This window comes from Pseudomonas sp. JS425 (assembly GCF_018223845.1).
Taxonomy (GTDB): domain Bacteria; phylum Pseudomonadota; class Gammaproteobacteria; order Pseudomonadales; family Pseudomonadaceae; genus Aquipseudomonas; species Aquipseudomonas asiatica.
Genome location: NZ_CP073661.1, coordinates 516,365 through 539,003 on the forward strand (window position 1 = coordinate 516,365; position 22,639 = coordinate 539,003).

Sequence of the window (22,639 nt, forward strand, 5' to 3'; positions counted from 1 at the left end):
GTTATCCGCAAGGTCAAGGGCGAGGGGCGGAGAAGTTGCGAACGACCGTTCGTCAGATAAGCCGCAAGCCCGCATGGGGCGCGGGCTGCAGTAAAAATGAAAAAATTATTCGGCAGCGCCCTGGGCGGTTTCGGCCGGGTAGGTGGCGCGCCACAGCTCAAAGCCGCCGTCGACGCTGTATACGTCCGAGAAACCCTGGTTCACCAGATAGGCCGCAGCACTCTGGCTGGAATTGCCGTGGTAGCACACCACCAGGGTTGGGGCGTCGAGGTCGGCATTGCGGATGAACTCGGCGACAGAATGGTTATCCAGATGCTTGGCGCCAGTGATGTGGCCGGCGGCATAGGCCTGCGGGTCGCGAATGTCGACGACTACCGCACCTTGCGCGCGAAGGGCCAGGGCCTGTTCGGGAGGGATGCGCTTGAATTCGCTCATGGGTACGGCTTCCTTCAGGATTGATCGTTCAGTGTAGGCGTTTGGGCGGGGAGGCGTAAGTTGCCGTCGTCGCTGCAGTCACAGCGGTGATATTCGCCGCTGTCGACGTTGTACAGGGTCATGGCACCGCCCCACACGCAACCGGTGTCCAGGGCGATGATGCCGGGCTCGTTGACCTGCCCCTGAAGGGCGGCCCAGTGGCCGAAAATAATCTTCACGTGGCGCGAGCGGCGGCCTTTGTGTGCGTACCAGGGCTTGTAGCCTTTGGGGGCGGTATCCAGGCCTTCCTTGCTCTTGAGGTCGAGCTTGCCCTCGGCGGTGCAGAAGCGCATGCGCGTGAGGCAGTTGGTGATGACCCGCAGGCGTTCGATGCCGGTGAGGCTTTTGCTCCACTTGTTCGGCTCGTTGCCGTACATGCCGTCAAGGTACAGTTTCAGGCGCTCGTCGTCGCGCAGCACTTCCTCGACCTCGGCAGCCAACTCCAGGGCTTTGCCCAAGGTCCATTGCGGTGGAATGCCGGCGTGAACCAGGGCAATGCCGCGGGGTTCGTCGTAATGCAGCAGCTTTTGCTGGCGCAGCCAGTCGAACAGCTGGTCGGCGTCAGGCGCTTCGATGATCTCGCGCAGGGTGTCGCTTTTTTTCAGGCGTTCGACGTTATGCCAGGCGGCCAGCAGGTGCAGGTCATGGTTGCCCAGCACGCACACCAGCGACTGGCGGATCGAATAAAGGAAGCGCAGGGTTTCCAGTGACTCGGGGCCGCGGTTGACCAGGTCGCCGACCAGCCACAGGTGGTCGACGGCGGGGTTGAAGTTGACCCGTCCGAGCAGGCATTTGAGTGGCTGCAGGCAGCCCTGCAGGTCACCGACGGCGTAGGTAGCCATCAGTGCAGTGCCCCGGGCACCGCCAGGCGGAAGGGGGCGATCTCGGCATCGAAGCGTTTGCCGTCTTCGGCGAACATCTGATAGCTGCCCTGCATGGTGCCCACGCGGGTGCTGATGACCGCGCCGCTGCTGTAGGTGTGGCTCTGGCCCGGGTCGATGTTGGGCTGCTGGCCGACCACGCCGGCGCCACGCACTTCCTCGACCTCGCCGTCACCGTTGGTGATCAGCCAGTGGCGCGACAGCAGCTTGGCCTTCAGCGAGCCATTGTTCTGCACGGTGATGGTGTAGGCGAAAGCGAAACGACTGTTTTCGGGGTCGGATTGTTCTTTGAGGTAGCGGGTCACGACGCTGACGTCGATTTTATAGCGAGGGTCGGACATGCAAGGGCCTTGGGCAAACTGACGCAATAATGCAGTCTAGGCCATTGAGAGGGGGAAGGGCCAGCGGTGAGGGGCTTGGGGATTTGTGTGGTCTGTCCCGGCCCTTTCGCGGGTAAACCCGCTCCTACAAGGTGCTACGCAGATTTTGAGGGCTGCAGTACCTGTGGGAGCGGGTTTACCCGCGAAGAGGACGGTACAGGCGATATCAGGCTTGCTGATCGGCCAACTGGTCAGCCAGGCGCACGAAGGCGGCCAGGTCCAGCTGTTCAGGGCGCAGGCTGCCATCCACGCCGGCAGCTTCGATGGCCGCGCTGTCGAGCAGGCCTTTCATGGTGTTGCGCAGGGTCTTGCGACGCTGGTTGAAGGCTTCGCGTACCACCTGCTCCAGCAGCTTAGCGTCCTTGGCCGGGTACGGTAGCACTTCGTGCGGTACCAGGCGGACGATGGCCGAGTCCACTTTCGGCGGCGGGTTGAATGCGCCAGGGCCAACGTTGAACAGGTGCTCGACCCGGCAGTGGTACTGCACCATGATCGACAGACGCCCCCAGTCACCACCGCCAGGGCCGGCGGCCATGCGCTCGACCACTTCCTTCTGCAGCATGAAGTGCATGTCGCGGATCAACCCGGCATGGCTGAGCAGGTGGAAGATCAGTGGGGTGGAAATGTTGTAGGGCAGGTTGCCCACTACCTTGAGGCTGCGCGGTGGCACGCCTAGCTGGTTGAAGTCGAACTTCAAGGCGTCGCCCTGGTGCAGGCGGAAATTGCTGCGGTCGGCGAACTTGTGCTGCAGGATCGGCACCAGGTCCTTGTCCAGTTCTACCACGTCCAGTTGTGCCCCGCTGCCCAGCAGGCCTTCGGTCAAGGCGCCCTGGCCTGGGCCGATTTCCAGCAGATGTTCGCCGGCCTTGGCGTTGATGGCACGCAGGATGCGGTCGATGATGCCGGCGTCGTGCAGGAAGTTCTGGCCGAAGCGCTTGCGCGCCCGGTGTTGGTATTGCTCGTTCATGGTCGGTTCTCGGCCATCTGGTAGGCGGTTTCCAGCGCGACGCGCAGGCTGCCGGTGTCGACCTTGCCGGTGCCGGCCAGGTCGAGGGCCGTGCCGTGGTCGACCGACGTGCGGATTATCGGCAGGCCCAGGGTCACGTTGACCGCAGCGCCGAAGCCTTTGTACTTGAGTACGGGCAGGCCCTGGTCGTGGTACATCGCCAGCACCGCATCGCAGTGCTCCAGATATTTGGGGGTAAACAGGGTATCGGCCGGCAGCGGCCCGCGCAGGTCCATGCCTTCGGTGCGCAGGCGGGCCAGGGTCGGCTCGATGATGTCGATTTCTTCGCGGCCCAGATGGCCACCCTCGCCCGCGTGCGGGTTGAGGCCGCACACCAGGATACGCGGGTTGGCAATGCCGAACTTGTCGCGCATGTCGGCATGCAGGATACGGGTTACACGCTCGACGCGCTCGGCAGTTATGGCGTCGGCAATGTCGCGCAGCGGCAGGTGCGTGGTAACCAGGGCCACGCGCAGGCCACGGGTAGCCAGCATCATCACCACTTGCGCGGTGTGGGTCAGCTCGGCAAGGAATTCGGTATGCCCGGAGAAAGCGATACCGCTTTCGTTGATTACGCCCTTGTGTACAGGGGCGGTGATCATCCCGGCGAAATGCCCTTCCAGGCAGCCTTGCCCGGCACGGGTCAGGGTTTCCAGCACAAACGCGGCATTGGCCTTGTCGAGCTGGCCCGGCACTACCGGGGCCGCCAGGGGGGTATCCCAGACGTACAGGCTACCCGCTGGCGCCGGCTGCTCGGGCCATAGGCCCGGCGCTACCGGCAGCAGGTTGACGGCCAGCCCCAGCTGCGTGGCCCGCTCGGCGAGCAGGTCACGGCTGGTGATGGCGATCAGGGGGTGGGGCTGGGCGTCTGCGGCGAGCAGCAGGCACAGGTCAGGGCCTATGCCGGCCGGCTCGCCGGGGGTGACGGCGAAGCGCAGGGGCTTCACTGGGCGGCCTGGTCAGCGCCAGGCAGCTTGATTTCAACGTAGGCCTCGTCGCGGATCTGGCGCAGCCAGGTCTGCAGTTCTTCGTCGTACTTGCGGTTGCGCAGTACGTTCATGGCCTGTTGCTCACGAGCCTGCTCGGTGCTGTCGGTGGCGCGACGGCCCAGCACTTCCAGGACATGCCAGCCGTACTGGGTCTTGAACGGTTTGGTCACGACGCCTTGCTGGGCGTTGGCCATCTGTTCACGGAATTCCGGTACCAGGCTGTTCGGGTCAACCCAGTTGAGGTCGCCGCCGTTGAGCGCCGAACCCGGGTCTTCCGAGAAGCTCTTCGCCAGCTCGCCGAAGTCTTCGCCGCTCTTGATGCGATCGTACAGGCGCTCGGCCAGTTGCTCGGTGGCCGCCTCGCTGCGGATCTCGCTCGGCTTGATCAGGATGTGGCGAACGTGCACTTCGTCACGTAGCACGTTCTCGCTGCCACCGCGCTTCTCCTCGAGCTTGAGGATGATGAAGCCGCTGGGGATGCGGATAGGCTGGGTAATTTCGCCAACCGGCATGCTGCTGAGCATCTTGGCGAAGTCTGGTGGCAGCTGGCCGGCTTTACGCCAGCCCATCTCGCCGCCTTCCAGGGCGTTTTCGCTGGCGGAGCGGGCAATGGCCATCTGGCCGAAGTCCGCGCCCTGCTTGAGTTGCTGGTACACATCGCCAACCTGGCGTGCGGCGGCCTGGATGGCTTCCGAGTTGGCCGCTTCCGGGGTCGGGATCAGGATGTTGGCCAGGCGGTACTCTTCCGACATCTGCATCTTGCCAAGGTCGGAGTTGAGGAAGTTCTTCACTTCCTGCTCGGAGACCTGGATACGCTCGGCCACGCGGCGCTGGCGCACGCGGCTGATGATCATCTCGCGCTTGACCTGCTCACGGGCGTCGTCGAACGACATGCCGTCACGAGCCAGGGCGGCGCGGAACTGGTCCAGCGACATGCCATTGCGCTGGGCAATGGTGCCCATGGCCTGGTTCAGCTCTTCGTCGGTGATGCGGATGCCGGAGCGCTCGCCGATCTGCAACTGCAGGTTCTCGACGATCAGGCGTTCCAGCACCTGCTGATCCAGCGCACCGGCAGGCGGCATGCCGCCGCCGCGCTTGGCGATGGTTTGCTGCACCTCGCGGACACGCTGGTCCAGCTGGCTTTGCATGACCACGTCGTTGTCGACGATGGCCACCACGCGATCAAGAGGTTGCACCGCGGCATGCACCGCGCCACTCAGCAATGCAACGCCCAGCAACGCCGGGCGCAGTCGATCAATAAGCTTGGTCTTCACGTTCACGATAACCTTGAATGCCTTGGTCGAGGAAAGATTCGACCTTGTTGCCGACTACACCACCGAGGCCTTTCAGCACGATCTGAAGGAAGATGCCGTGGTCGCCCTTTTCGTTTGTCGGAAGGGCTTGGCTGAAGTCGTCGTAATCGATCCAGTAACGGTTGATCAAACGCAGCTTCCAGCAGCAGTTGTCGTACTCGAAACCGCCCATGGCTTCCAGGGTGCGGTTGCGGTTGTAGTCATGCTGCCAGCGAGCGATGACGCTCCACTGCGGAACGATCGGCCAGATGACCGAGAAGTCATGCTGCTGGATCTTGTAGTAATCCTTGATGTAGTTCGGGTCGCCCGGGTTGCCATAGTCGCCGCCGCCCACTTTCCAGGTACCGGTGGTGGAGTCGTAGGCGATGGTGTCGTTACGGTAGCGATAACCGAGGTTGACCACCTTGTTCGGGTTGTCTTCAGGCTGGTAATGGAACATCGCGCTGCCCGAGCGGGTGCTGCGGCTGTCCGGGTCCCAGTTGAAATCCGAGTTGAAGCGCCAGTCGCGGTTGAAATAGTAGTTGTACAGCAGAGCGTACGGCGACACATCGGATTGCGCGTCTTTGCGGTCGCGGTAGTCGATGCCTGGCAACTGGACCTTGCGGTCTTTGAAGTAGTAGGCCTGGCCGATACTGAAGTTCTGGCGCTCGAAGCCGTTTTCCTCGATCCAGCGGGTGGTCACGCCCAGCGACAGCTTGTTCTCGTCGCCGATGCGGTCGACGCCGCTGAAGCGGTTGTCGCGGAACAGAGAGTCGTAGCTAAAGAGCGTCTCCCCAGAGTCAAACAGCGGAATGTCGACCTGGTCCTTGTATGGAACGTAGAGATAGAACAGGCGCGGTTCGAGGGTCTGCTTGTAGTTCGTGCCGAACATGGATGTGTTGCGGTCGAAGTACAGGCCACTGTCGACGCTGAAGATCGGAACGTCACGGTTCTGGTTGCTCTTGAAGTCACCGTAAAGATCGATCCGGCCCGGGTTATCGATCAGGTCTTGTTTGCCCTTGCTGTCCAGATCAAGGTCATAATGTGTGTACATGTACTTCAGCTTTGGCGTGATATAGCCATAGCTGGCTTCCATCGGCAGGCTGATCGACGGTGCGACATTGAAGCGGTTGCCCGTGGAGCGAGCTACGCCGAAGATATTTTCGTCGAGTCGCTTACCCGGCACGCCGCCAACGCTGGTGTCTGGGTTGCCATCTTCGTCGAAGACGAAGTCATCTTTCAGATCGCGATCAAAGCGTACTGCTTCCGTCTCGTAACCGAAGTTCAAGCCGCTAGGATGGAACGGCAGCGTACCGTTGAATGTGATTTGCGGCAGGCGATCGTACGGCGTGATCTGCGAGATAGTCGCCATTTCGTAGGCGTGCACGTTCAGTCGCGCGGTGTAGCTGTCGCCGCGCCAGGTCAGTGCACCCTGTTGATCCAGGATGTCCTTGCTTTCAACACCGATCTGATCAGACTCCAGGTCCTGGAAATAGAACGGGTCGCTGATGTCGGTGTAGTCCACCTCGGTCATCAGGCGCTCGTCCAGCCCGCCCTTGTGCTGCCAGTTGACCATCCAGCGCTGCTCTTTGTAGTCAGTCTGGTCTTTGCGGTCGTCGTTCTTGTCGTTGAGGTACGCGCCACCGAACTGGCCTTCGCTGGAAGGCGTCAGGTAGCGGAACTCGCCTTCCATCAGCAGGCCGCGCTTGGTCATGTAGCGCGGGTACAACGTGGCATCGTAGTTCGGCGCCAGGTTGAAGTAGTACGGCGTGACCAGCATGAAACCGGTATCGCTGGTGCTGCTGAACGATGGCGGCAGGAAGCCGGACTGGCGACGGTCGTCGATCGGGAAGTAGATGTACGGTGTGTAGAACACCGGGAAATCCTTGACCCGCAGCGTAACGTTGGTCGCGGTACCGAAACCGGTGGCCGGGTTCAGGGTGATGTTGTTGCCCTTCAACTGCCAGGCGTTGCTGCCCGGTTCGCAGGTGGTGTACGTACCGTCCTTGAGACGAATGATGGCGTTCTCGCCACGCTTGGCGTACAGGGCACTGCCGCGGATGTGCGACTTGTGCATCACGTATTCGGCGTTGTCGACCTGGGCTTCGCCCGTGTCGAGCTGGATCTGTGCCTCGTCACCGACCACCAGCGAACCGTTGTCACGGATCTTGACGTTGCCCTTGAGCTCGCCACGGTTTTCGGTCTGGTAGAGGTTGGCCTCGTCGGCCTCGGCCTGCATGCTGCCCTGGCGCATCACCACGTCACCGGCGAGGGTAGCGATCTGCTGCTCTTGGTGGTACTTGGATACCTTGGCGTTGATGTAGGTCGGCGACTCGTCCTTCGGCGTGGTGTCGGCCATGCCAGGGCGGGTTGGCTCGATGTAGGCGCCACCGCAGTACGGGCCGGTTTCGGCCAGCTGTGCGGCAGTGAGCTTTTCACGCGGAACCCAGTCCAGGTGGCTGTAGTCTTCGCTACGCGACTTCAGGCCACGGCCCTTGGCCTCGGTGACCAGCATCGGCCGATCCGCGGTTTCGCCTTCGCTCGCGGCTTCGGTGCCGGTGCTGACGGCAGCACCCTCGTGCACCGGGCGCGGCGGCAGGTTGTTGGCTGGGGTCTTGGGCTTGCAGTCCCAACCACCGGAGGCGGACACTTGGCAGTCGAACTGTTCGGCTGCCACCACGTAAGACGTGGCCAGAGGTTGCAGGGCCAGCAGACCGCCGGTTACCAGCAACGGAAACTTTCTACGAAACGCGGGGGATTTCAATGCCATCTTATTAGTCCGGGCTTCCTGCGTGCCATCTGCCCGCGTGTGGGGCCGCACGCCTCTCGATGGTCTGAAAAAGATGCTGGATAATAAAGCATGACCCGCTTGACGGCTAGGGCCGTCGGAGACCCTTGTAATGCCTGAACACGATGTACGCCTGCAACAACTGACGGTCTGGCTCGATGAGCAGCTCAATGATCTTTTCCGGAAAAATGCCTGGGGCGACGTGCCTGCAGGCAGCTTGACCGCGGCCAGCAGCGACGCCAGCTTCCGCCGTTATTTCCGCTGGCAGGGTGCCGGCCACAGCTTCGTGATCATGGATGCACCACCTCCACAGGAAAACTGCCGACCGTTCGTCGCCATCGATCACCTGCTGGCCAGCGCCGACGTGCACGTGCCGCTGATCCATGCCCAGGACCTGGAACGTGGCTTCCTGCTGCTGGGTGACCTGGGCCACCAGACATACCTTGATATCATTGATGCGGACAACGCCGACGGCCTGTTCGCCGATGCCATCGACGCGCTGCTGGCGTTCCAGCGCCTGCCGATGGACGCGCCGTTGCCCAGCTACGACGATGCGCTGTTGCGCCGTGAAGTCGAGTTGTTCCCGGAGTGGTACGTGGGTTGTGAGCTTGGGCTGGCCTTCAGCGATGCCCAGAAAGCCACTTGGCAACGAATCAGCCAGCTGCTGATCGACAGCGCACTGGCCCAGCCCAAGGTGCTGGTGCACCGCGACTACATGCCGCGCAACCTCATGCAGAGCACGCCCAACCCCGGCGTGCTGGACTTCCAGGATGCCGTGTATGGCCCGGTCACCTACGACATCACCTGCCTGTTCAAGGACGCGTTCCTCAGCTGGCCGCAGGCACGGGTCGAAGGCTGGCTGCGCGACTACTGGCAGAAGGCGCAGGCTGCCGGCATCCCGGTGCAGGCCGATTTCGAGGCGTTCCAGCGTGCCAGCGACCTGATGGGTGTACAGCGCCACCTGAAGGTGATCGGTATTTTCGCCCGTATCTGCCACCGTGACGGCAAACCCCGTTACCTGGGCGACGTACCGCGCTTCTTCGCCTATATAGAAGAAGTGATCAGCCGCCGGCCCGAATTGGCGGAGCTGAGTGAGCTGATTGCCGAGTTGCGGGCCGGAGCGCGTGCATGAAGGCAATGATCCTGGCAGCGGGCAAGGGCGAGCGCATGCGCCCGCTTACCCTGCACACCCCCAAACCGCTGGTCCCGGTCGCCGGTCAGCCATTGATCGAGTACCACCTGCGGGCCCTGGCTGCGGCGGGCTTCACCGAGGTGGTGATCAACCATGCCTGGCTCGGCCAGCAGATCGAGGACCACCTGGGTGACGGCAGCCGTTTCGGCCTGAGCATCCGCTATTCGCCCGAAGGAGAGCCGCTGGAAACCGGCGGTGGCATCTTCAAGGCCCTGCCATTGCTGGGTGACGCGCCGTTCCTGTTGGTGAACGGCGATGTCTGGACCGACTACGACTTCGCGCGCCTGCAGGCTCCCCTGCAAGGCCTGGCTCACCTGGTGCTGGTCGACAACCCAGGCCATCACGGCCGCGGCGACTTCCGCCTGGTGGGCGAGCGGGTGGTCGATGGTGACGATGCGCCCGGCACGCTGACCTTCAGTGGCCTGTCGGTGCTGCACCCGGCGCTGTTCGAAGGCTGCCAGCCTGGCGCCTTCAAGCTGGCGCCGTTGCTGCGTCAGGCCATGGCTGCGGGCCAGGTCAGTGGCGAGCACTACCATGGGCACTGGGTTGATGTCGGTACGCTCGAACGCTTGGCCGAGGCCGAGCGCCTGATCGGCGAGCGTGCCTGACATGTGGTGGCCAAGCACGGTGATTGGTGTCGGTGCCGGCTTTGCCGTTGCCAGCATCCCCGGGGCCTTGCTCGGGGCGTTGCTCGGACAGGCCATGGACCGTCGCCTGCGTTTGCAAGGCTGGGAGGACATGCGCGAGCGCCTGGGCGGGCGCCCGGCGTTGCAGGACGACGAATTGCTGTTCGTGATGCTCGGGCGCCTGGCCAAGTGCGATGGCCGGGTGGGCGAGCAGCATATTCAGCAGGCACGCCAGGAGATGGTGCGCCTGGACCTGGCCGAAGCGGCTCGGCTGCGTGCGATTGCTGCGTTCAACCGCGGCAAGGCGGGCAAGGACCGGCTGGGTGGGCACCTGCGGCGCATTCGCCAGCAGCCGCATGCGGCCGAAGGTACCCTGCGCGCCTGTTGGCGCATGGTCTGGGCCGACGGCAAGATGGGCAACAAGGAGCGTGAACTGCTGCTGGACTGGGGGCAGAAACTGGGCCTGAGCCGGCGGCAGGTGCAGGCCATGTCGCTGGAGTACGAACCACGCAAGGCGGCGGGGCCGGAAGGGGTCGCCATGACCTATGCGGCGGCGTTGCGCTTGCTGGTGGTCGAGGCGGATACCGATGGCGACAAGGTCAAGCAGGCGTATCGTCGACTGGTCAGTCGGCATCACCCGGACAAGCTGGCGGGTACTGGTGCCAGTGAGTCGCAGGTGCGTGAAGCGACTGAACGGACCCGGGAGCTGCATCAGGCTTATGCCATGATCCGCAAGCGGCGGGGCCTTTAAAAAGCGGGGGCGCTTCGCACCCCTTTCGCGACACAAGGCCGCTCCCACAAGTACTGCGCAGCCCTCGGGTTTTGCGCGGCACCTGTGGGAGCGGCCTTGTGTCGCGAAAGGGCCGCAAAGCGGCCCCAGCATTCCTGGATCAATCCTGTGGGCTCATCCACCCCCGCACCCGGCGGAACAGTTGCTCCTGCTCGGCCGCCTTGTTCCCCGGCATGGCAATCAGCGACAACTGTCGGTACAGGCTGTCCTTCTGCCGCTTGCTGGCCTGCAGGCGCTGTGCGGCTGCATTGCGGTCACTGCTGCGGGTGGCGTAGTAGATGTCGGCAGTCGGCACTTTCAAGGTCGGCGCCAGGCTTTCCAGGTCATGCTCCACCCGCGCCGGTGTCTGCGCGGCAACCATCACCAGTTTCTGCACCTGCGGTGGCTGTTTCTCGCTCAGGTAGCGGGCCGCCCAATATGCGCCGCTGCCATGGCCGATCAGCACGATGCTGCGGGCGTTGTGCTGCTGGGCAAAGGCCACCGCAGCATCCAGGCGGGCGAAAATGCGCTCGGCATCGGCTGGGTCGGTTTGTTCGCTGGCCTGTTTGGCGTCAGTGCTCTCTGCGGTGTCGGCATCGGCTGCGGTAGCCTGGGCGACGTTGGCATTGGCATCGGCTGGTACGTCCTTGGCCGGGGCGCTTTCGCCCTTGTCTGGCTGCGGCTCGGCAGCCGGCTTGGCCTCGACTCGCGCCTGCGGGCTGTCGGCGAGCAGGTCGGGCAGGCTTATGCTGAGGCTGTGCCAGCCGATATCGGGGAACTTCTGCCGCAGCGGGCCGACCGCATTCGGCCAGTCAGCCGTTTCGCCAGCCCCCGGGACGATGATGACCGCGCCTTGTGGATCGCTGTCGTTGGCCGGTTTCCACAAGGCCAGGAAGCTGTCGGCACCGGCCTGAAGGGTCTGCTGTTCGGCCTTGGGCACCAGCCGTTCAAGTGCCTGGGCATCCTCCTGGCTGCGTTCCAGCAGCGGCGGGCGAGGAGCTTGGGCAACGGGTGCCTCGGTGGTGGTGGATGGTTTTTCGGCATCGGCGGCCAGGGCGCCGAGTGGAAGGATCGAGGCCAGGCAGCACATTGCCAGCGTCGTGCGATAAAGTGTGGACATGAGTCAACCCGGGGCCAGAATGATACCGGCAGCCTAATGGTATTTGCCCGTGACGGCCATGCTGCATGGCCGCTTTGCCAAGACGAGCGTGTAGATGAAGCGAGTGCGTCGCCTGTTGGTTATCGGCTGCTTGTGGCTGCCCTTGATTGCATTGGCCAGACCGGAGGCGGTGCCCACGGTTGCCCTGGAACCTGCCCAGCAGCAATGGCTGGATACACATCGGAGCCTGCGTGTCGGCCTGGTGTTGCAGGCGCCCTACGCTCAGTTCGACCGGCGCTTGCAGCAACTGTACGGTGCCAACGTGGAATTGGTGAGCGGCCTGGCGCAGGCGCTGCGGCTGGACCTTACCTGGCGCAACTTCGCCGACCAGGCCAGCCTCGAACATGCCCTCCAAGCCGGCGAAATCGACTTTGCCCCGGGGCTTACCCAGACTCCCGCCAGCTTGCGCCTGTGGCTGTTCAGCGACCCTTACATGCGCGTGCCGCAACTGGTGGTGGGGCCGCGCACCGGGACGATGGCCGTGGAACTGGAAACGCTCGGAGCCGAGCAGCGGGTGGCGGTGCGCATGCCCAGCCAACTGGCGGACTACCTGCGCGGTAACTACAGCAACCTCAACCTGCAAGGGGTGCCCAACGAGCGCGAGGCCCTGCAATTGGTGGTGGGCGGCCAGGCCAGTTTCGCCGTGCTGGATGAAGCTCAGCTCAGCCGCCTGTCGCGCGAAAGCGAGTTCGGCGAGCTGGCTGTGGTCGGCGATATCGGCCTGCCGCAACTGTTGCGCATCGGTTCGCGGCGCGACTGGCCGCTGCTGGCTGATGTGCTGGAGCGTGGCCTGCAGGCGCTGCCGGCCAAGGAACTGGAGCAACTGCACCAGCGTTGGCTGCAGCCAAAGTACCCACGCTTGAGCGAGTCGACAGGATTCTGGAAGAACCTGGCACTGCTGTTCGGCTTGCTGCTGTTGTGCGCGCTGGCCACCCTGGTGTGGCAGCGTCGGCAACAGCGCCAGCTGGAGCGCAGCCTGTTGGCCACGCGCGAAAGTCTTGTGGAGCGGCAAGTGCGCGAAGAAGCGTTGCGCCTGAGTCAGTTTGCCATCGACCAGAGCACGGTGGGCATCCTCTGGGTCAACTGGGACAGCCACGTACGCTACGCCAACCATGCCGCCGAGCGCATGCTGGGCTACGGCGAAGGCGCGCTGCTGGAGCGGCCGCTGAGCGACTTTGAACCCAGCCTGACCATGGACCGCTGGCTAGAGCTGTGGAAGGGCGCGCGCACCGGGGCGGGCGGTGTCGGCCAGTTCGAGACGCAGTGTCGCCGGGCTGACCACAGCCTGCTGCCGGTCGAGCTGTCGCTGAGTTTTCTGCGCTTTCGTGACTCCGAGTACCTTGTGGTTTACCTCGCCGATGTTACCGAGCGCCACCGCGCCCTTGCGGCCCTGCGCGAAAGCGAGGCGCGGCTCAAGGGCATTGCCGGCAACGTGCCGGGGTTGGTGTTCCGTCTGGAGCGCGACCCGGCCGAGGGCGACCTGGAATTCCCCTACATCAGCGAGGGCAGCGAGGCCTTGGTGGGCTATTCGCCCAGCGAGATCCAGCACCCGCAGATGGGCCTGCGCAACCTGGTACATCCCGAGGACCGCGCCGATTACCACCGAGTGCAGGACCTGGCCCTGGCCAGCGACCAGGACTGGTCCTGGCAGGGGCGCATCCTCACCCGCCAGGGTGAACAGCGCTGGGCCGACATCAAGGCCAGCACCCGGCGCCTGGGCAACGGCCAGGTGGTGTGGGACGGTGTGGTGTGGGACATCACCCAGGGCAAGCGGGCCGAGTTGGCGCTGGCGAAATCCCAGGAGCAGCTGCGCGAACTGTCGGCCCACCTGGAGAGCGTGCGTGAGGAAGAAAAGGCCCGCATCGCCCGGGAAGTGCACGATGAGCTGGGGCAGATGCTGACCGTGCTCAAGCTCGAGGTGTCGATGTGCGAGCTGGCCTTCGCCGAGCTGGACCCGGGCCTGAACGAGCGCCTGACCAGCATGAAACGCCTGATCGCCCAACTGTTCCAGCTGGTGCGCGATGTGGCCACCGCCTTGCGCCCGCCGATTCTCGATGCCGGCATCGCCTCGGCCATCGAATGGCAGGCGCGGCGTTTTGAAGCACGCACGCAGATCCCCTGCCTGGTGCAAGTGCCGGATAATCTGCCAGCATTGAGCGATGCCAAGGCCATCGGGCTGTTCCGTATCCTCCAGGAGGCGCTGACCAACGTGATGCGCCATGCCCAGGCGCATAGCGTGGAGATCGAACTGGTGCGTGAGCACGGGCAATTGCGCATGACCGTCAGCGATGACGGCCAGGGCTTTTGCCGCGACCAGCCTCGGCCCACCTCGTTCGGCCTGGTAGGGGTACGTGAGCGGGTGCTGATGCTGGGCGGCAGCATGGCGCTGGACAGTGAACCGGGCGAAGGCACCAGCCTGAGCGTGGCCATACCGTTGGAGTAGGAGAGCGATCGTGATTCGAGTGCTGGTGGCCGAAGACCACACCATTGTCCGTGAGGGCATCAAGCAGTTGATTGGCCTGGCCAAGGACATGCAGGTGGCGGGGGAGGCCGGTAACGGCGAGCAGTTGCTGGAAACCTTGCGCCATACCCCGTGCGAGGTGGTACTGCTGGATATCTCGATGCCGGGCGTGAATGGCCTGGAGGCGATTCCGCGAATCCGCGCGTTGCAGGACGCCCCGGCGATCCTGATGCTGTCGATGCACGATGAAGCGCAGATGGCGGCGCGGGCGCTGAAGGCCGGAGCGGCGGGCTATGCCACCAAGGACAGCGACCCAGCGTTGTTGCTGACCGCGATTCGCCGGGTTGCCGCTGGCGGGCGCTATATCGACCCTGCGCTGGCCGACCGTATGGTCTTCGAGGTGGGCCTGACCGAGTCGCGGCCGTTGCACACCCTGCTGTCGGAGCGAGAGTTTTCGGTGTTCGAACGCCTGGCCCAGGGCGCCAACGTCAACGACATCGCCCAGCAACTGGCGCTGTCGAGCAAGACCATCAGCACCCACAAGGCGCGCCTGATGCAGAAGCTGAAAGTGAATTCGCTGGCTGAGCTGGTGAAGTACGCCATGGAGCACAAGCTGGTCTGATTGCGACATGCGCTTCCTGCGTCCTGTAGCGAATCCCTGTGGGAGCGGGTTTACCCGCGAAAGGGCCTGACCTGCCATCTGCGGTGCCTGGGCTGGCCTCTTCGCGGGTGAACCCGCTCCCACAGGGGCGTGCCGGAGGGCTGAGAGAAATATTCCAAACCCGCCATCTTTGTAGGGGAATCCCTACAACAAATCTTCCATCCGGATGATGGCATTCTCTCAGCACCCCCGATTTTCCGGCGCTTGCCGCTTGTCTAGTCTATGCCTACGCAGTCATCCAACAAGAAGGTGCAGGCATGAGCGAGGCGAAGTCGAACGCTGCAACCAGCGAAACGCTGGTCAGCTTCCGTGGTGTGCAGAAGAGCTACGACGGCGAGTCGCTGATCGTCAAAGACCTCAATCTGGATATTCGCAAGGGCGAGTTCCTCACCCTGCTTGGTCCGTCCGGCTCGGGCAAGACCACCAGCCTGATGATGCTGGCCGGCTTCGAAACCCCCACCGCAGGTGAAATCCAGCTGGCCGGGCGTTCGATCAACAACGTGCCGCCGCACAAGCGCGACATCGGCATGGTGTTCCAGAACTACGCGCTGTTCCCGCACATGACCGTGGCCGAGAACCTGGCGTTCCCGCTGACCGTGCGCAACCTGAGCAAGACCGACATCAGCGAGCGGGTAAAGCGGGTGCTGAACATGGTCCAGCTCGATGCCTTCGCCAAGCGTTATCCCGGCCAGCTGTCCGGCGGCCAGCAGCAGCGTGTGGCCCTGGCCCGGGCACTGGTGTTCGAGCCGCAGCTGGTTCTGATGGATGAACCGCTGGGCGCGCTGGACAAGCAGCTGCGCGAGCACATGCAGATGGAGATCAAGCACATCCACCAGCGCCTGGGCGTGACCGTGGTGTACGTGACCCACGACCAGGGCGAGGCGCTGACCATGTCCGACCGGGTGGCCGTGTTCCATCAGGGCGAAATCCAGCAGATTGCCGACCCGCGCACGCTGTACGAAGAACCCTGCAACACCTTCGTCGCCAACTTCATCGGCGAGAACAACCGCATCAACGGCACCTTGCTGGCCAGTGATGGCAAGCGCTGCCAGGTGCAGTTGCCGCGTGGCGAGCGGGTCGAGGCGCTGGCGGTGAATGTCGGCCAGGCCGGCGAGCCGGTGACCCTGTCGATCCGCCCGGAGCGCGTGCGCCTGAATGGCCACAGCGAAAGCTGTGTTAACCGTTTCTCGGGCCGGGTGGCCGAATTCATTTACCTGGGCGACCACGTACGGGTGCGCCTGGAAGTTTGTGGCAAGGGCGACTTCTTCGTGAAGCAGCCGATTGCCGAGCTCGACCCGGCCCTGGCCGTGGGCGATGTGGTACCGCTGGGCTGGGAGGTGGAGCACGCCCGCGCGCTCGATCCGATTGCCGAAGCCCATTGATGGATTGCTTCACCAACCCTGTACTGTGGAGAGAATAATAATGCGCAAGCAGTTGAAACTGACCGCCCTGGCCCTGGGGCTGTTCGCCGCTGGCCAGGCCATGGCCGCAGACCTGACTGTGGTCTCGTTTGGTGGTGCCAACAAGGCGGCCCAGGTGAAGGCGTTCTACGAACCGTGGGAGAAGGCCGGCAAGGGCAAGATCATCGCAGGCGAGTACAACGGCGAGATGGCCAAGGTCAAAGCCATGGTCGACACCAAGAGCGTTTCGTGGAACCTGGTGGAAGTGGAGTCGCCAGAGTTGGCCCGCGGCTGTGACGAGGGCATGTTCGAAGAACTCGACCCGGCCCTGTTCGGTAATGAGGCCGACTATGTGCCGGGTGCCATTCAGCCATGCGGCGTTGGCTTCTTCGTATGGTCCACGGTGCTGGCCTACAACGCCGACAAGTTGAAGACCGCACCGACCAGTTGGGCCGATTTCTGGGACACCAAGAAATTCCCGGGCAAGCGCGGCCTGCGCAAGGGTGCCAAGTACACCCTGGAATTCGCCCTGATGGCCGACGGTGTGGCGCCGAAGGACGTGTACCAGGTGCTGGGCACCAAAGAGGGCGTGGACCGCGCCTTCAAGAAGCTCGACGAACTCAAGCCAAGCATCCAGTGGTGGGAAGCTGGCGCCCAGCCGCCGCAGTACCTGGCCTCGGGTGACGTGGTCATGAGCTCTGCCTACAACGGCCGCATCGCTGCGGTGCAGAAAGAGAGCAACCTGAAGGTGGTGTGGAACGGCGGCATCTACGACTTCGACGCCTGGGCCATCCCGAAAGGCGCCAAGGATGCCGAGGAAGCGAAGAAATTCATCGCCTTCAGCGTGCAGCCCGAGCAGCAGAAGACCTACTCCGAGAACATCGCCTATGGCCCGGCCAATTCCAAGGCCGTGAGCCTGTTGTCGGACGATGTGAAGAAGGACATGCCGACCACGCCTGAAAACATCGCCAACCAGGTGCAGATCGATGTGGCCTTCTGGGCCGACAACAGCGAGCAGCTGGAGCAGCGCTTCAACGCCTGGGCGGCGAAGAAGTAAACGACCAGTGTAGGGGGCCGCTTTGCGGCCCATCGCCGGCAAGCCAGCTCCCACAGGGGGCCGCTGCCCTGGAGCCAGCGCAGTATCTGTAGGAGCTGGCTTGCCTGCGATGGGCTGCGCAGCAGCCCCATTTTCAGTTCGTATCGCGGAGTTCGCCATGGCCATTGCAGTGCCCCTCAAAGAAGGCGCAGGTCCAAGTCTCAAGCAGCGCCTCAAGCATGCCGAGCGGGTCAACCGCTGGAAGGCGCAGGCGTTGATCGCGCCGCTGGCGCTGTTTCTCCTGCTGGTGTTCCTGGTGCCTATTGCGGCGCTGCTGTACAAGAGCGTCGGCAACCCGGAAGTGGTTGGCGGCTTGCCGCGCACCGTTGGCGTCATCACCCAGTGGGATGGCAAGAGCCTGCCAGGCGAGGACGTTTACAAGGCGTTGAGCCAGGATTTGGCCGAATCGCGCAAGAACCAGACCTTGGGCGACCTTTCCAAGCGCCTGAACATGGAGCTTGCCGGTTACCGCAGCCTGTTGGCAAAGACCGCGCGGGCCCTGCCGTTCAAGAGCGAACCCGCATCGTATAAAGATGCCTTGCAGGCTCTCGACGAGCGTTGGGGCGACCCGGCCTACTGGCAGGCAATCCGCCGCAACACCAGTACGGTCACCTCTTTCTACCTGCTGGCTTCGCTCGACCACCGTATCGATGACCTTGGCGAACTGGCCAAGGCCACCCCGGACCAGGCCATTTACCTGGACATCTTCGCCCGCACCCTGTGGATGGGTGTGGTGATTACCGCAATCTGCCTGGTGCTGGCCTACCCGCTGGCGTACCTGCTGGCTAACCTGCCGACCCGGCAGAGCAACCTGCTGATGATTCTGGTGCTGCTGCCGTTCTGGACCTCGATCCTGGTGCGGGTGGCGGCGTGGATCGTGCTGCTGCAGTCGGGCGGCCTGATCAACAGCGCGCTGATGGCCATGGGCATCATCGACCAGCCGCTGGAACTGGTGTTCAACCGCACCGGCGTGTACATCTCGATGGTGCACATCCTGTTGCCGTTCATGATCCTGCCGCTGTACAGCGTGATGAAGGGCATTTCGCCGAGCTACATGCGTGCGGCGATCTCGCTGGGCTGCCACCCGTTCGCCAGTTTCTGGCGGGTCTACTTCCCGCAGACCTACGCCGGGGTTGGCGCTGGTTGCCTGCTGGTGTTCATTCTGGCCATCGGCTACTACATCACCCCGGCACTGCTGGGCAGCCCGAATGACCAGATGGTCAGCTACTTCGTGGCCTTCTACACCAACACCAGCATCAACTGGGGCATGGCCACCGCACTTGGCGGGCTGTTGCTGCTGGCGACCGTGCTGTTGTACCTGATCTATAGCTGGCTGGTCGGCGCCAGCCGCCTGCGCCTGAGCTGAGGAGCCTTGTCATGCTGAGCCCTTACATGTCGCCCGTGGAGCGGGTGTGGTTCTACAGCCTGCGCATTCTTTGCGGCTTGATCCTGCTGTTCCTCATTCTGCCGGTCTTGGTGATAGTGCCGCTGTCGTTCAACAGTGGTAGTTTCCTGGTGTACCCGCTGCAGGGCTTCTCGCTGCAGTGGTACCAGGACTTCTTCGGCTCGGCCGAGTGGATGCGGGCCTTGAAGAACAGCATCATCGTCGCCCCGGCAGCCACAGTGCTGGCCATGGTGTTCGGCACCCTGGCGGCCATCGGCCTGACCCGTGGAGACTTCCCGGGCAAGTCGCTGGTGATGGCGCTGGTGATTTCGCCGATGGTGGTGCCGGTGGTGATCATCGGTGTGGCCAGCTACCTGTTCTTTGCCCCGCTGGGCATGGGCAACAGCTTCACCTCGCTGATTCTGGTGCATGCGGTACTGGGCGTGCCGTTCGTCATCATTACCGTGTCGGCGACCTTGCAGGGCTTCAACTACAATCTGGTGCGTGCGGCAGCCAGCCTGGGCGCCTCGCCACTGCTGACTTTCCGCCGGGTGACCCTGCCGCTGATCGCGCCCGGGGTGATTTCGGGGGCATTGTTCGCCTTTGCCACGTCGTTTGACGAAGTGGTGGTGACCCTGTTCCTGGCCGGGCCGGAGCAGGCGACCCTGCCGCGGCAGATGTTCAGTGGTATTCGCGAGAACCTGAGCCCGACCATTGCCGCGGCGGCGACCTTGCTGATTGCCTTCTCGGTAGTGTTGCTGCTGACCCTGGAATGGTTGCGTGGGCGTAGCGAGAAGCTGAGGACCCAGCAGCCTGGTTGAAGGTATGTTGCCTGTGCTGGCCTCTTCCCGGCTAAAGCCGCTCCCACAGGATTTGTGCAGCTTTCGATGCCTGCGCGGTCCCTGTGCGAGCGGCTTTAGCCGCGAAGAGGTCGGTACAGGTTGATGCTAATCAGCCTTCATCCGCTTCCCTGGGTTACAATGCGCGCCACCGTGATTCTGCCAACAGGTGCGCCATGCAGCCCTACGCTATTGCCCCCTCCATTCTCTCCGCCGATTTCGCCCGTCTGGGCGAGGACGTCGACAAGGTATTGGCCGCGGGTGCCGACATCGTCCACTTCGATGTGATGGACAACCACTACGTCCCCAACCTGACCATCGGTCCGATGGTCTGCACCGCTCTGCGCAAATACGGCGTCACCGCCCCGATCGACGTGCACCTTATGGTCAGCCCGGTCGACCGCATCATCGGCGACTTCATCGAAGCTGGCGCCACCTACATCACCTTCCACCCGGAGGCCTCGCAGCACATCGACCGTTCGCTGCAGCTGATCAAGGACGGTGGCTGCAAGGCCGGCCTGGTGTTCAACCCGGCCACCAGCCTGGATGCCTTGAAGTATGTGATGGACAAGGTCGACATGGTGCTGCTGATGAGCGTCAACCCAGGCTTCGGCGGGCAGAAGTTCATCCCTGGCACCCTCGACAAGCTGCGCGAGGCACGTGCGCTGATCGACGCCAGCGGCCGTGATATCCGCCTGGAAATCGACGGTGGCGTCAACGTCAACAACATCCGCGAGATCGCTGCCGCTGGCGCCGACACCTTCGTGGCCGGCTCGGCAATCTTCAACGCCCCGGACTACCAGGAAGTCATCGCCAGGATGCGTGCCGAACTGGCTCAGGCCCGCCCATGAGCGGCTTCGAGCAGCTGTTCCCGGGGACGCTGCCCAGGCTGGTGATGTTCGATCTGGACGGTACCCTGATCGATTCCGTGCCAGACCTGGCCGCCGCCGTGGACCGCATGCTGCTCGAACTGGGGCGCCCGCCTGCCGGCCTGGAGGCGGTGCGCCACTGGGTGGGCAACGGTGCCCAGGTGCTGGTGCGCCGGGCGCTGGCCGGCGGCATCGACCACGCTGCCGTGGAAGATGCGCTGGCCGACCAGGCGCTGGCGCTGTTCATGGATGCCTATGCCGAAAGCCACGAACTGACCGTGGTCTACCCCGGTGTGCAGGACACCCTGCGCTGGCTGCGCAAGCAGGGCGTGGAGATGGCTCTGATCACCAACAAGCCCGAGCGCTTCGTTGGCCCGCTGCTGGACCAGATGAAGATCGGCAACTACTTCCGCTGGATCATCGGTGGCGACACCCTGCCGCAGAAAAAGCCCGACCCTGCGGCGTTGCTGTTCGTCATGCAGATGGCCGGTGTCACCCCGCAGCAGTCGCTGTTTGTCGGCGATTCACGCAGTGACGTGCTGGCGGCCAAGGCGGCTGGCGTGCAGTGCGTCGGCCTGACCTACGGCTACAACCATGGCCGGCCGATCCACGACGAATCCCCCAGCCTGGTGATCGACGACCTGCGTGCATTGCTGCCCGGTTGCGCAGACCCGGCCACTGGGATAACGTTGGCGGACCTTCAAGCCTCACAAGACAGAGAGTCCACCGTGGCGGTTACCGGCAAATTCTGGATGAAAGTCATCAAGGCCCTGGCCCGTTGGCGTTGGCGCGCCTGACTTCAGCCTGCCGGCGCGTGCCGGCCCGTCCGTTTGCCTGACCTATTGCTGCTTGCCACGAGGCTACCCATGACCCGCGAAGAATTCCTGCGCCTGGCCGCTGCCGGCTACAACCGCATTCCCCTGGCCTGCGAAACCCTGGCCGACTTTGACACGCCGCTGTCGATCTACCTGAAACTGGCCGACCAGCCCAACTCGTACCTGCTCGAATCGGTGCAGGGCGGCGAGAAATGGGGCCGTTACTCGATGATCGGCCTGCCGTCGCGCACCGTGATGCGTGTGCACGGTTACCACGTCAGCATCCTGCAGGATGGCGTGGAGGTGGAAAGCCACGATGTCGAAGACCCGCTGGCCTTCGTCGAAACCTTCAAGGACCGTTACAAGGTCGCCGATATCCCTGGCCTGCCGCGCTTCAACGGCGGCCTGGTCGGCTACTTCGGCTACGACTGCGTGCGCTATGTGGAAAAGCGCCTGGGCGCCAGCCCCAACCCGGACCCGCTGGGTGTGCCGGATATCCTGCTGATGGTGTCCGATGCGGTGGTGGTGTTCGACAACCTGGCGGGCAAGATGCACGCGATCGTGCTGGTCGATCCGGCGGAAGAGCAGGCTTTCGAACAGGGCCAGGCACGCCTGCAAGGCCTGCTGGAAACCCTGCGTCAGCCGATCACTCCACGCCGTGGCCTGGACCTGAGTGGCCCGCAGGCTGCCGAGCCGGAATTCCGCTCCAGCTATACCCGCGAGGATTACGAGAACGCCGTCGGCCGCATCAAGGAATACATCCTGGCTGGTGACTGCATGCAGGTGGTACCGTCGCAGCGCATGTCGATCGACTTCAAGGCGGCGCCTATCGACCTGTACCGCGCGCTGCGCTGCTTCAACCCGACGCCGTACATGTACTTCTTCAACTTTGGCGACTTCCATGTGGTCGGCAGCTCGCCCGAGGTGCTGGTACGCGTCGAGGACAACCTGGTCACCGTACGCCCGATTGCCGGCACCCGCCCGCGTGGTGCTACCGAAGAGGCCGACCGCGCGCTGGAAGACGACCTGCTGTCGGACGACAAGGAAATTGCCGAGCACCTGATGCTCATCGACCTGGGCCGTAACGACGTCGGTCGCGTGTCCTCGACCGGCAGCGTGCGCCTGACCGAGAAGATGGTGATCGAGCGTTACTCCAACGTGATGCACATTGTGTCCAACGTCACTGGCCAGCTGCGCGAAGGGCTGACGGCGATGGACGCACTGCGGGCGATCCTGCCGGCCGGTACGCTTTCGGGTGCGCCGAAGATTCGCGCGATGGAGATCATCGACGAGCTGGAGCCGGTCAAACGTGGGGTTTACGGTGGTGCCGTCGGTTACTTCGCGTGGAACGGCAACATGGATACCGCCATTGCCATCCGTACCGCGGTAATCAAGGACGGTGAGCTGCATGTGCAGGCCGGGGGTGGCATCGTTGCCGACTCGGTGCCGGCGCTGGAATGGGAAGAGACCATCAACAAGCGCCGAGCGATGTTCCGCGCGGTGGCGTTGGCTGAGCAGACTTCGGCCAAATAAGTTGATCGGGGCTGCGTTGCAGCCC

At 63.6% G+C, this 22,639-nt stretch carries 20 protein-coding genes; 12 read left to right on the plus strand and 8 right to left on the minus strand.

The window, feature by feature from the left end; translation table 11 throughout:
- Positions 1-105: 105 nt before the first annotated feature.
- From glpE to KDB76_RS02285, 7 genes are all read right to left on the minus strand, one after another.
- On the minus strand, positions 106-435 hold the full coding sequence (glpE, locus tag KDB76_RS02255; protein WP_013970588.1) for a thiosulfate sulfurtransferase GlpE: 330 nt from the start codon (positions 433-435) through the stop codon (positions 106-108).
- A gap of 14 nt (positions 436-449) precedes the next feature.
- Positions 450-1,316, minus strand: a complete 867-nt coding sequence (locus KDB76_RS02260) for a symmetrical bis(5'-nucleosyl)-tetraphosphatase (RefSeq protein WP_013970589.1) — start codon at positions 1,314-1,316, stop codon at positions 450-452.
- A complete protein-coding gene (apaG, locus tag KDB76_RS02265; RefSeq protein WP_013970590.1) occupies positions 1,316-1,696 on the minus strand; it encodes a Co2+/Mg2+ efflux protein ApaG in 381 nt (126 codons plus the stop codon). The genes KDB76_RS02260 and apaG overlap by 1 nt, the downstream gene beginning before the upstream one ends.
- Positions 1,697-1,901: 205 nt before the next feature.
- A complete protein-coding gene (gene rsmA / locus KDB76_RS02270; RefSeq protein WP_013970591.1) occupies positions 1,902-2,702 on the minus strand; it encodes a 16S rRNA (adenine(1518)-N(6)/adenine(1519)-N(6))-dimethyltransferase RsmA in 801 nt (266 codons plus the stop codon).
- Positions 2,699-3,688, minus strand: a complete 990-nt coding sequence (gene pdxA / locus KDB76_RS02275; protein ID WP_038408583.1) for a 4-hydroxythreonine-4-phosphate dehydrogenase PdxA — start codon at positions 3,686-3,688, stop codon at positions 2,699-2,701. Before pdxA ends, rsmA begins: the two co-directional genes overlap by 4 nt.
- Positions 3,685-5,004 carry a peptidylprolyl isomerase gene (locus tag KDB76_RS02280; protein ID WP_013970593.1) on the minus strand — a complete coding sequence of 440 codons (1,320 nt, stop codon included), beginning with the start codon at positions 5,002-5,004 and terminating at the stop codon, positions 3,685-3,687. Before KDB76_RS02280 ends, pdxA begins: the two co-directional genes overlap by 4 nt.
- Positions 4,985-7,792 carry an LPS-assembly protein LptD gene (locus tag KDB76_RS02285; RefSeq protein WP_038408585.1) on the minus strand — a complete coding sequence of 936 codons (2,808 nt, stop codon included), beginning with the start codon at positions 7,790-7,792 and terminating at the stop codon, positions 4,985-4,987. The genes KDB76_RS02280 and KDB76_RS02285 overlap by 20 nt, the downstream gene beginning before the upstream one ends.
- Before the next feature lie 130 nt (positions 7,793-7,922).
- On the opposite strand from KDB76_RS02285, the gene KDB76_RS02290 reads away from it, so the two are divergent.
- Genes KDB76_RS02290 through KDB76_RS02300 form a run of 3 tightly spaced genes read left to right on the plus strand, consistent with a single transcriptional unit; the run spans position 7,923 to position 10,379 of the window.
- On the plus strand, positions 7,923-8,942 hold the full coding sequence (locus KDB76_RS02290) for a phosphotransferase (RefSeq protein ID WP_024086164.1): 1,020 nt from the start codon (positions 7,923-7,925) through the stop codon (positions 8,940-8,942).
- The gene (gene murU / locus KDB76_RS02295; RefSeq protein ID WP_024086165.1) at positions 8,939-9,610 is read left to right on the plus strand and encodes an N-acetylmuramate alpha-1-phosphate uridylyltransferase MurU; all 672 of its coding nucleotides are present in this window, start codon (positions 8,939-8,941) and stop codon (positions 9,608-9,610) included. The genes KDB76_RS02290 and murU overlap by 4 nt, the downstream gene beginning before the upstream one ends.
- Position 9,611: 1 nt before the next feature.
- The gene (locus tag KDB76_RS02300) at positions 9,612-10,379 is read left to right on the plus strand and encodes a TerB family tellurite resistance protein (RefSeq protein ID WP_038408587.1); all 768 of its coding nucleotides are present in this window, start codon (positions 9,612-9,614) and stop codon (positions 10,377-10,379) included.
- Between the two features lie 139 nt (positions 10,380-10,518).
- Here KDB76_RS02300 and KDB76_RS02305 read toward each other — a convergent pair whose 3' ends face one another.
- The gene (locus KDB76_RS02305; RefSeq protein WP_031325444.1) at positions 10,519-11,517 is read right to left on the minus strand and encodes an alpha/beta hydrolase family protein; all 999 of its coding nucleotides are present in this window, start codon (positions 11,515-11,517) and stop codon (positions 10,519-10,521) included.
- Between the two features lie 94 nt (positions 11,518-11,611).
- On the opposite strand from KDB76_RS02305, the gene KDB76_RS02310 reads away from it, so the two are divergent.
- From KDB76_RS02310 to trpE, 9 genes are all read left to right on the plus strand, one after another.
- A complete protein-coding gene (locus KDB76_RS02310) occupies positions 11,612-13,999 on the plus strand; it encodes a sensor histidine kinase (RefSeq protein WP_038408590.1) in 2,388 nt (795 codons plus the stop codon).
- 7 nt (positions 14,000-14,006) lie between these two features.
- Positions 14,007-14,639: a response regulator transcription factor gene (locus KDB76_RS02315; RefSeq protein WP_169774891.1), complete on the plus strand. Its 633-nt coding sequence runs from the start codon at positions 14,007-14,009 to the stop codon at positions 14,637-14,639.
- Between the two features lie 296 nt (positions 14,640-14,935).
- Entirely contained in the window at positions 14,936-16,060 is a 1,125-nt protein-coding gene (locus tag KDB76_RS02320) for an ABC transporter ATP-binding protein (protein WP_012270208.1), read from the plus strand.
- Positions 16,061-16,100: 40 nt separating this feature from the next.
- Positions 16,101-17,135, plus strand: coding sequence for an ABC transporter substrate-binding protein (locus tag KDB76_RS02325; RefSeq protein WP_023662375.1), 1,035 nt, complete (start codon positions 16,101-16,103; stop codon positions 17,133-17,135).
- Between the two features lie 157 nt (positions 17,136-17,292).
- On the plus strand, positions 17,293-18,540 hold the full coding sequence (locus KDB76_RS02330) for an ABC transporter permease (RefSeq protein WP_013970602.1): 1,248 nt from the start codon (positions 17,293-17,295) through the stop codon (positions 18,538-18,540).
- Positions 18,541-18,551: 11 nt separating this feature from the next.
- A complete protein-coding gene (locus KDB76_RS02335) occupies positions 18,552-19,379 on the plus strand; it encodes an ABC transporter permease (RefSeq protein WP_013970603.1) in 828 nt (275 codons plus the stop codon).
- A gap of 194 nt (positions 19,380-19,573) precedes the next feature.
- Positions 19,574-20,248, plus strand: coding sequence for a ribulose-phosphate 3-epimerase (gene rpe / locus KDB76_RS02340; protein WP_038408593.1), 675 nt, complete (start codon positions 19,574-19,576; stop codon positions 20,246-20,248).
- Positions 20,245-21,063 (plus strand): phosphoglycolate phosphatase, encoded by an 819-nt coding sequence (locus tag KDB76_RS02345; protein WP_013970605.1) that lies wholly within the window; start codon positions 20,245-20,247, stop codon positions 21,061-21,063. The genes rpe and KDB76_RS02345 overlap by 4 nt, the downstream gene beginning before the upstream one ends.
- Positions 21,064-21,132: 69 nt before the next feature.
- Positions 21,133-22,614: an anthranilate synthase component I gene (gene trpE, locus KDB76_RS02350; RefSeq protein ID WP_013970606.1), complete on the plus strand. Its 1,482-nt coding sequence runs from the start codon at positions 21,133-21,135 to the stop codon at positions 22,612-22,614.
- The last annotated feature ends 25 nt before the right edge of the window (positions 22,615-22,639 follow it).

Coding starts and splice junctions, on each gene's coding strand:
- glpE (WP_013970588.1), bottom strand. CDS start 435: ATGAGCGAATTCAAGCGCATCCCTCCCGAACAGGCCCTGGCCCTTCGC.
- KDB76_RS02260 (WP_013970589.1), bottom strand. CDS start 1,316: ATGGCTACCTACGCCGTCGGTGACCTGCAGGGCTGCCTGCAGCCACTC.
- apaG (WP_013970590.1), bottom strand. CDS start 1,696: ATGTCCGACCCTCGCTATAAAATCGACGTCAGCGTCGTGACCCGCTAC.
- rsmA (WP_013970591.1), bottom strand. CDS start 2,702: ATGAACGAGCAATACCAACACCGGGCGCGCAAGCGCTTCGGCCAGAAC.
- KDB76_RS02285 (WP_038408585.1), bottom strand. CDS start 7,792: ATGGCATTGAAATCCCCCGCGTTTCGTAGAAAGTTTCCGTTGCTGGTA.
- KDB76_RS02290 (WP_024086164.1), top strand. CDS start 7,923: ATGCCTGAACACGATGTACGCCTGCAACAACTGACGGTCTGGCTCGAT.
- murU (WP_024086165.1), top strand. CDS start 8,939: ATGAAGGCAATGATCCTGGCAGCGGGCAAGGGCGAGCGCATGCGCCCG.
- KDB76_RS02300 (WP_038408587.1), top strand. CDS start 9,612: ATGTGGTGGCCAAGCACGGTGATTGGTGTCGGTGCCGGCTTTGCCGTT.
- KDB76_RS02305 (WP_031325444.1), bottom strand. CDS start 11,517: ATGTCCACACTTTATCGCACGACGCTGGCAATGTGCTGCCTGGCCTCG.
- KDB76_RS02310 (WP_038408590.1), top strand. CDS start 11,612: ATGAAGCGAGTGCGTCGCCTGTTGGTTATCGGCTGCTTGTGGCTGCCC.
- KDB76_RS02320 (WP_012270208.1), top strand. CDS start 14,936: ATGAGCGAGGCGAAGTCGAACGCTGCAACCAGCGAAACGCTGGTCAGC.
- KDB76_RS02325 (WP_023662375.1), top strand. CDS start 16,101: ATGCGCAAGCAGTTGAAACTGACCGCCCTGGCCCTGGGGCTGTTCGCC.
- KDB76_RS02330 (WP_013970602.1), top strand. CDS start 17,293: ATGGCCATTGCAGTGCCCCTCAAAGAAGGCGCAGGTCCAAGTCTCAAG.
- KDB76_RS02335 (WP_013970603.1), top strand. CDS start 18,552: ATGCTGAGCCCTTACATGTCGCCCGTGGAGCGGGTGTGGTTCTACAGC.
- rpe (WP_038408593.1), top strand. CDS start 19,574: ATGCAGCCCTACGCTATTGCCCCCTCCATTCTCTCCGCCGATTTCGCC.
- KDB76_RS02345 (WP_013970605.1), top strand. CDS start 20,245: ATGAGCGGCTTCGAGCAGCTGTTCCCGGGGACGCTGCCCAGGCTGGTG.
- trpE (WP_013970606.1), top strand. CDS start 21,133: ATGACCCGCGAAGAATTCCTGCGCCTGGCCGCTGCCGGCTACAACCGC.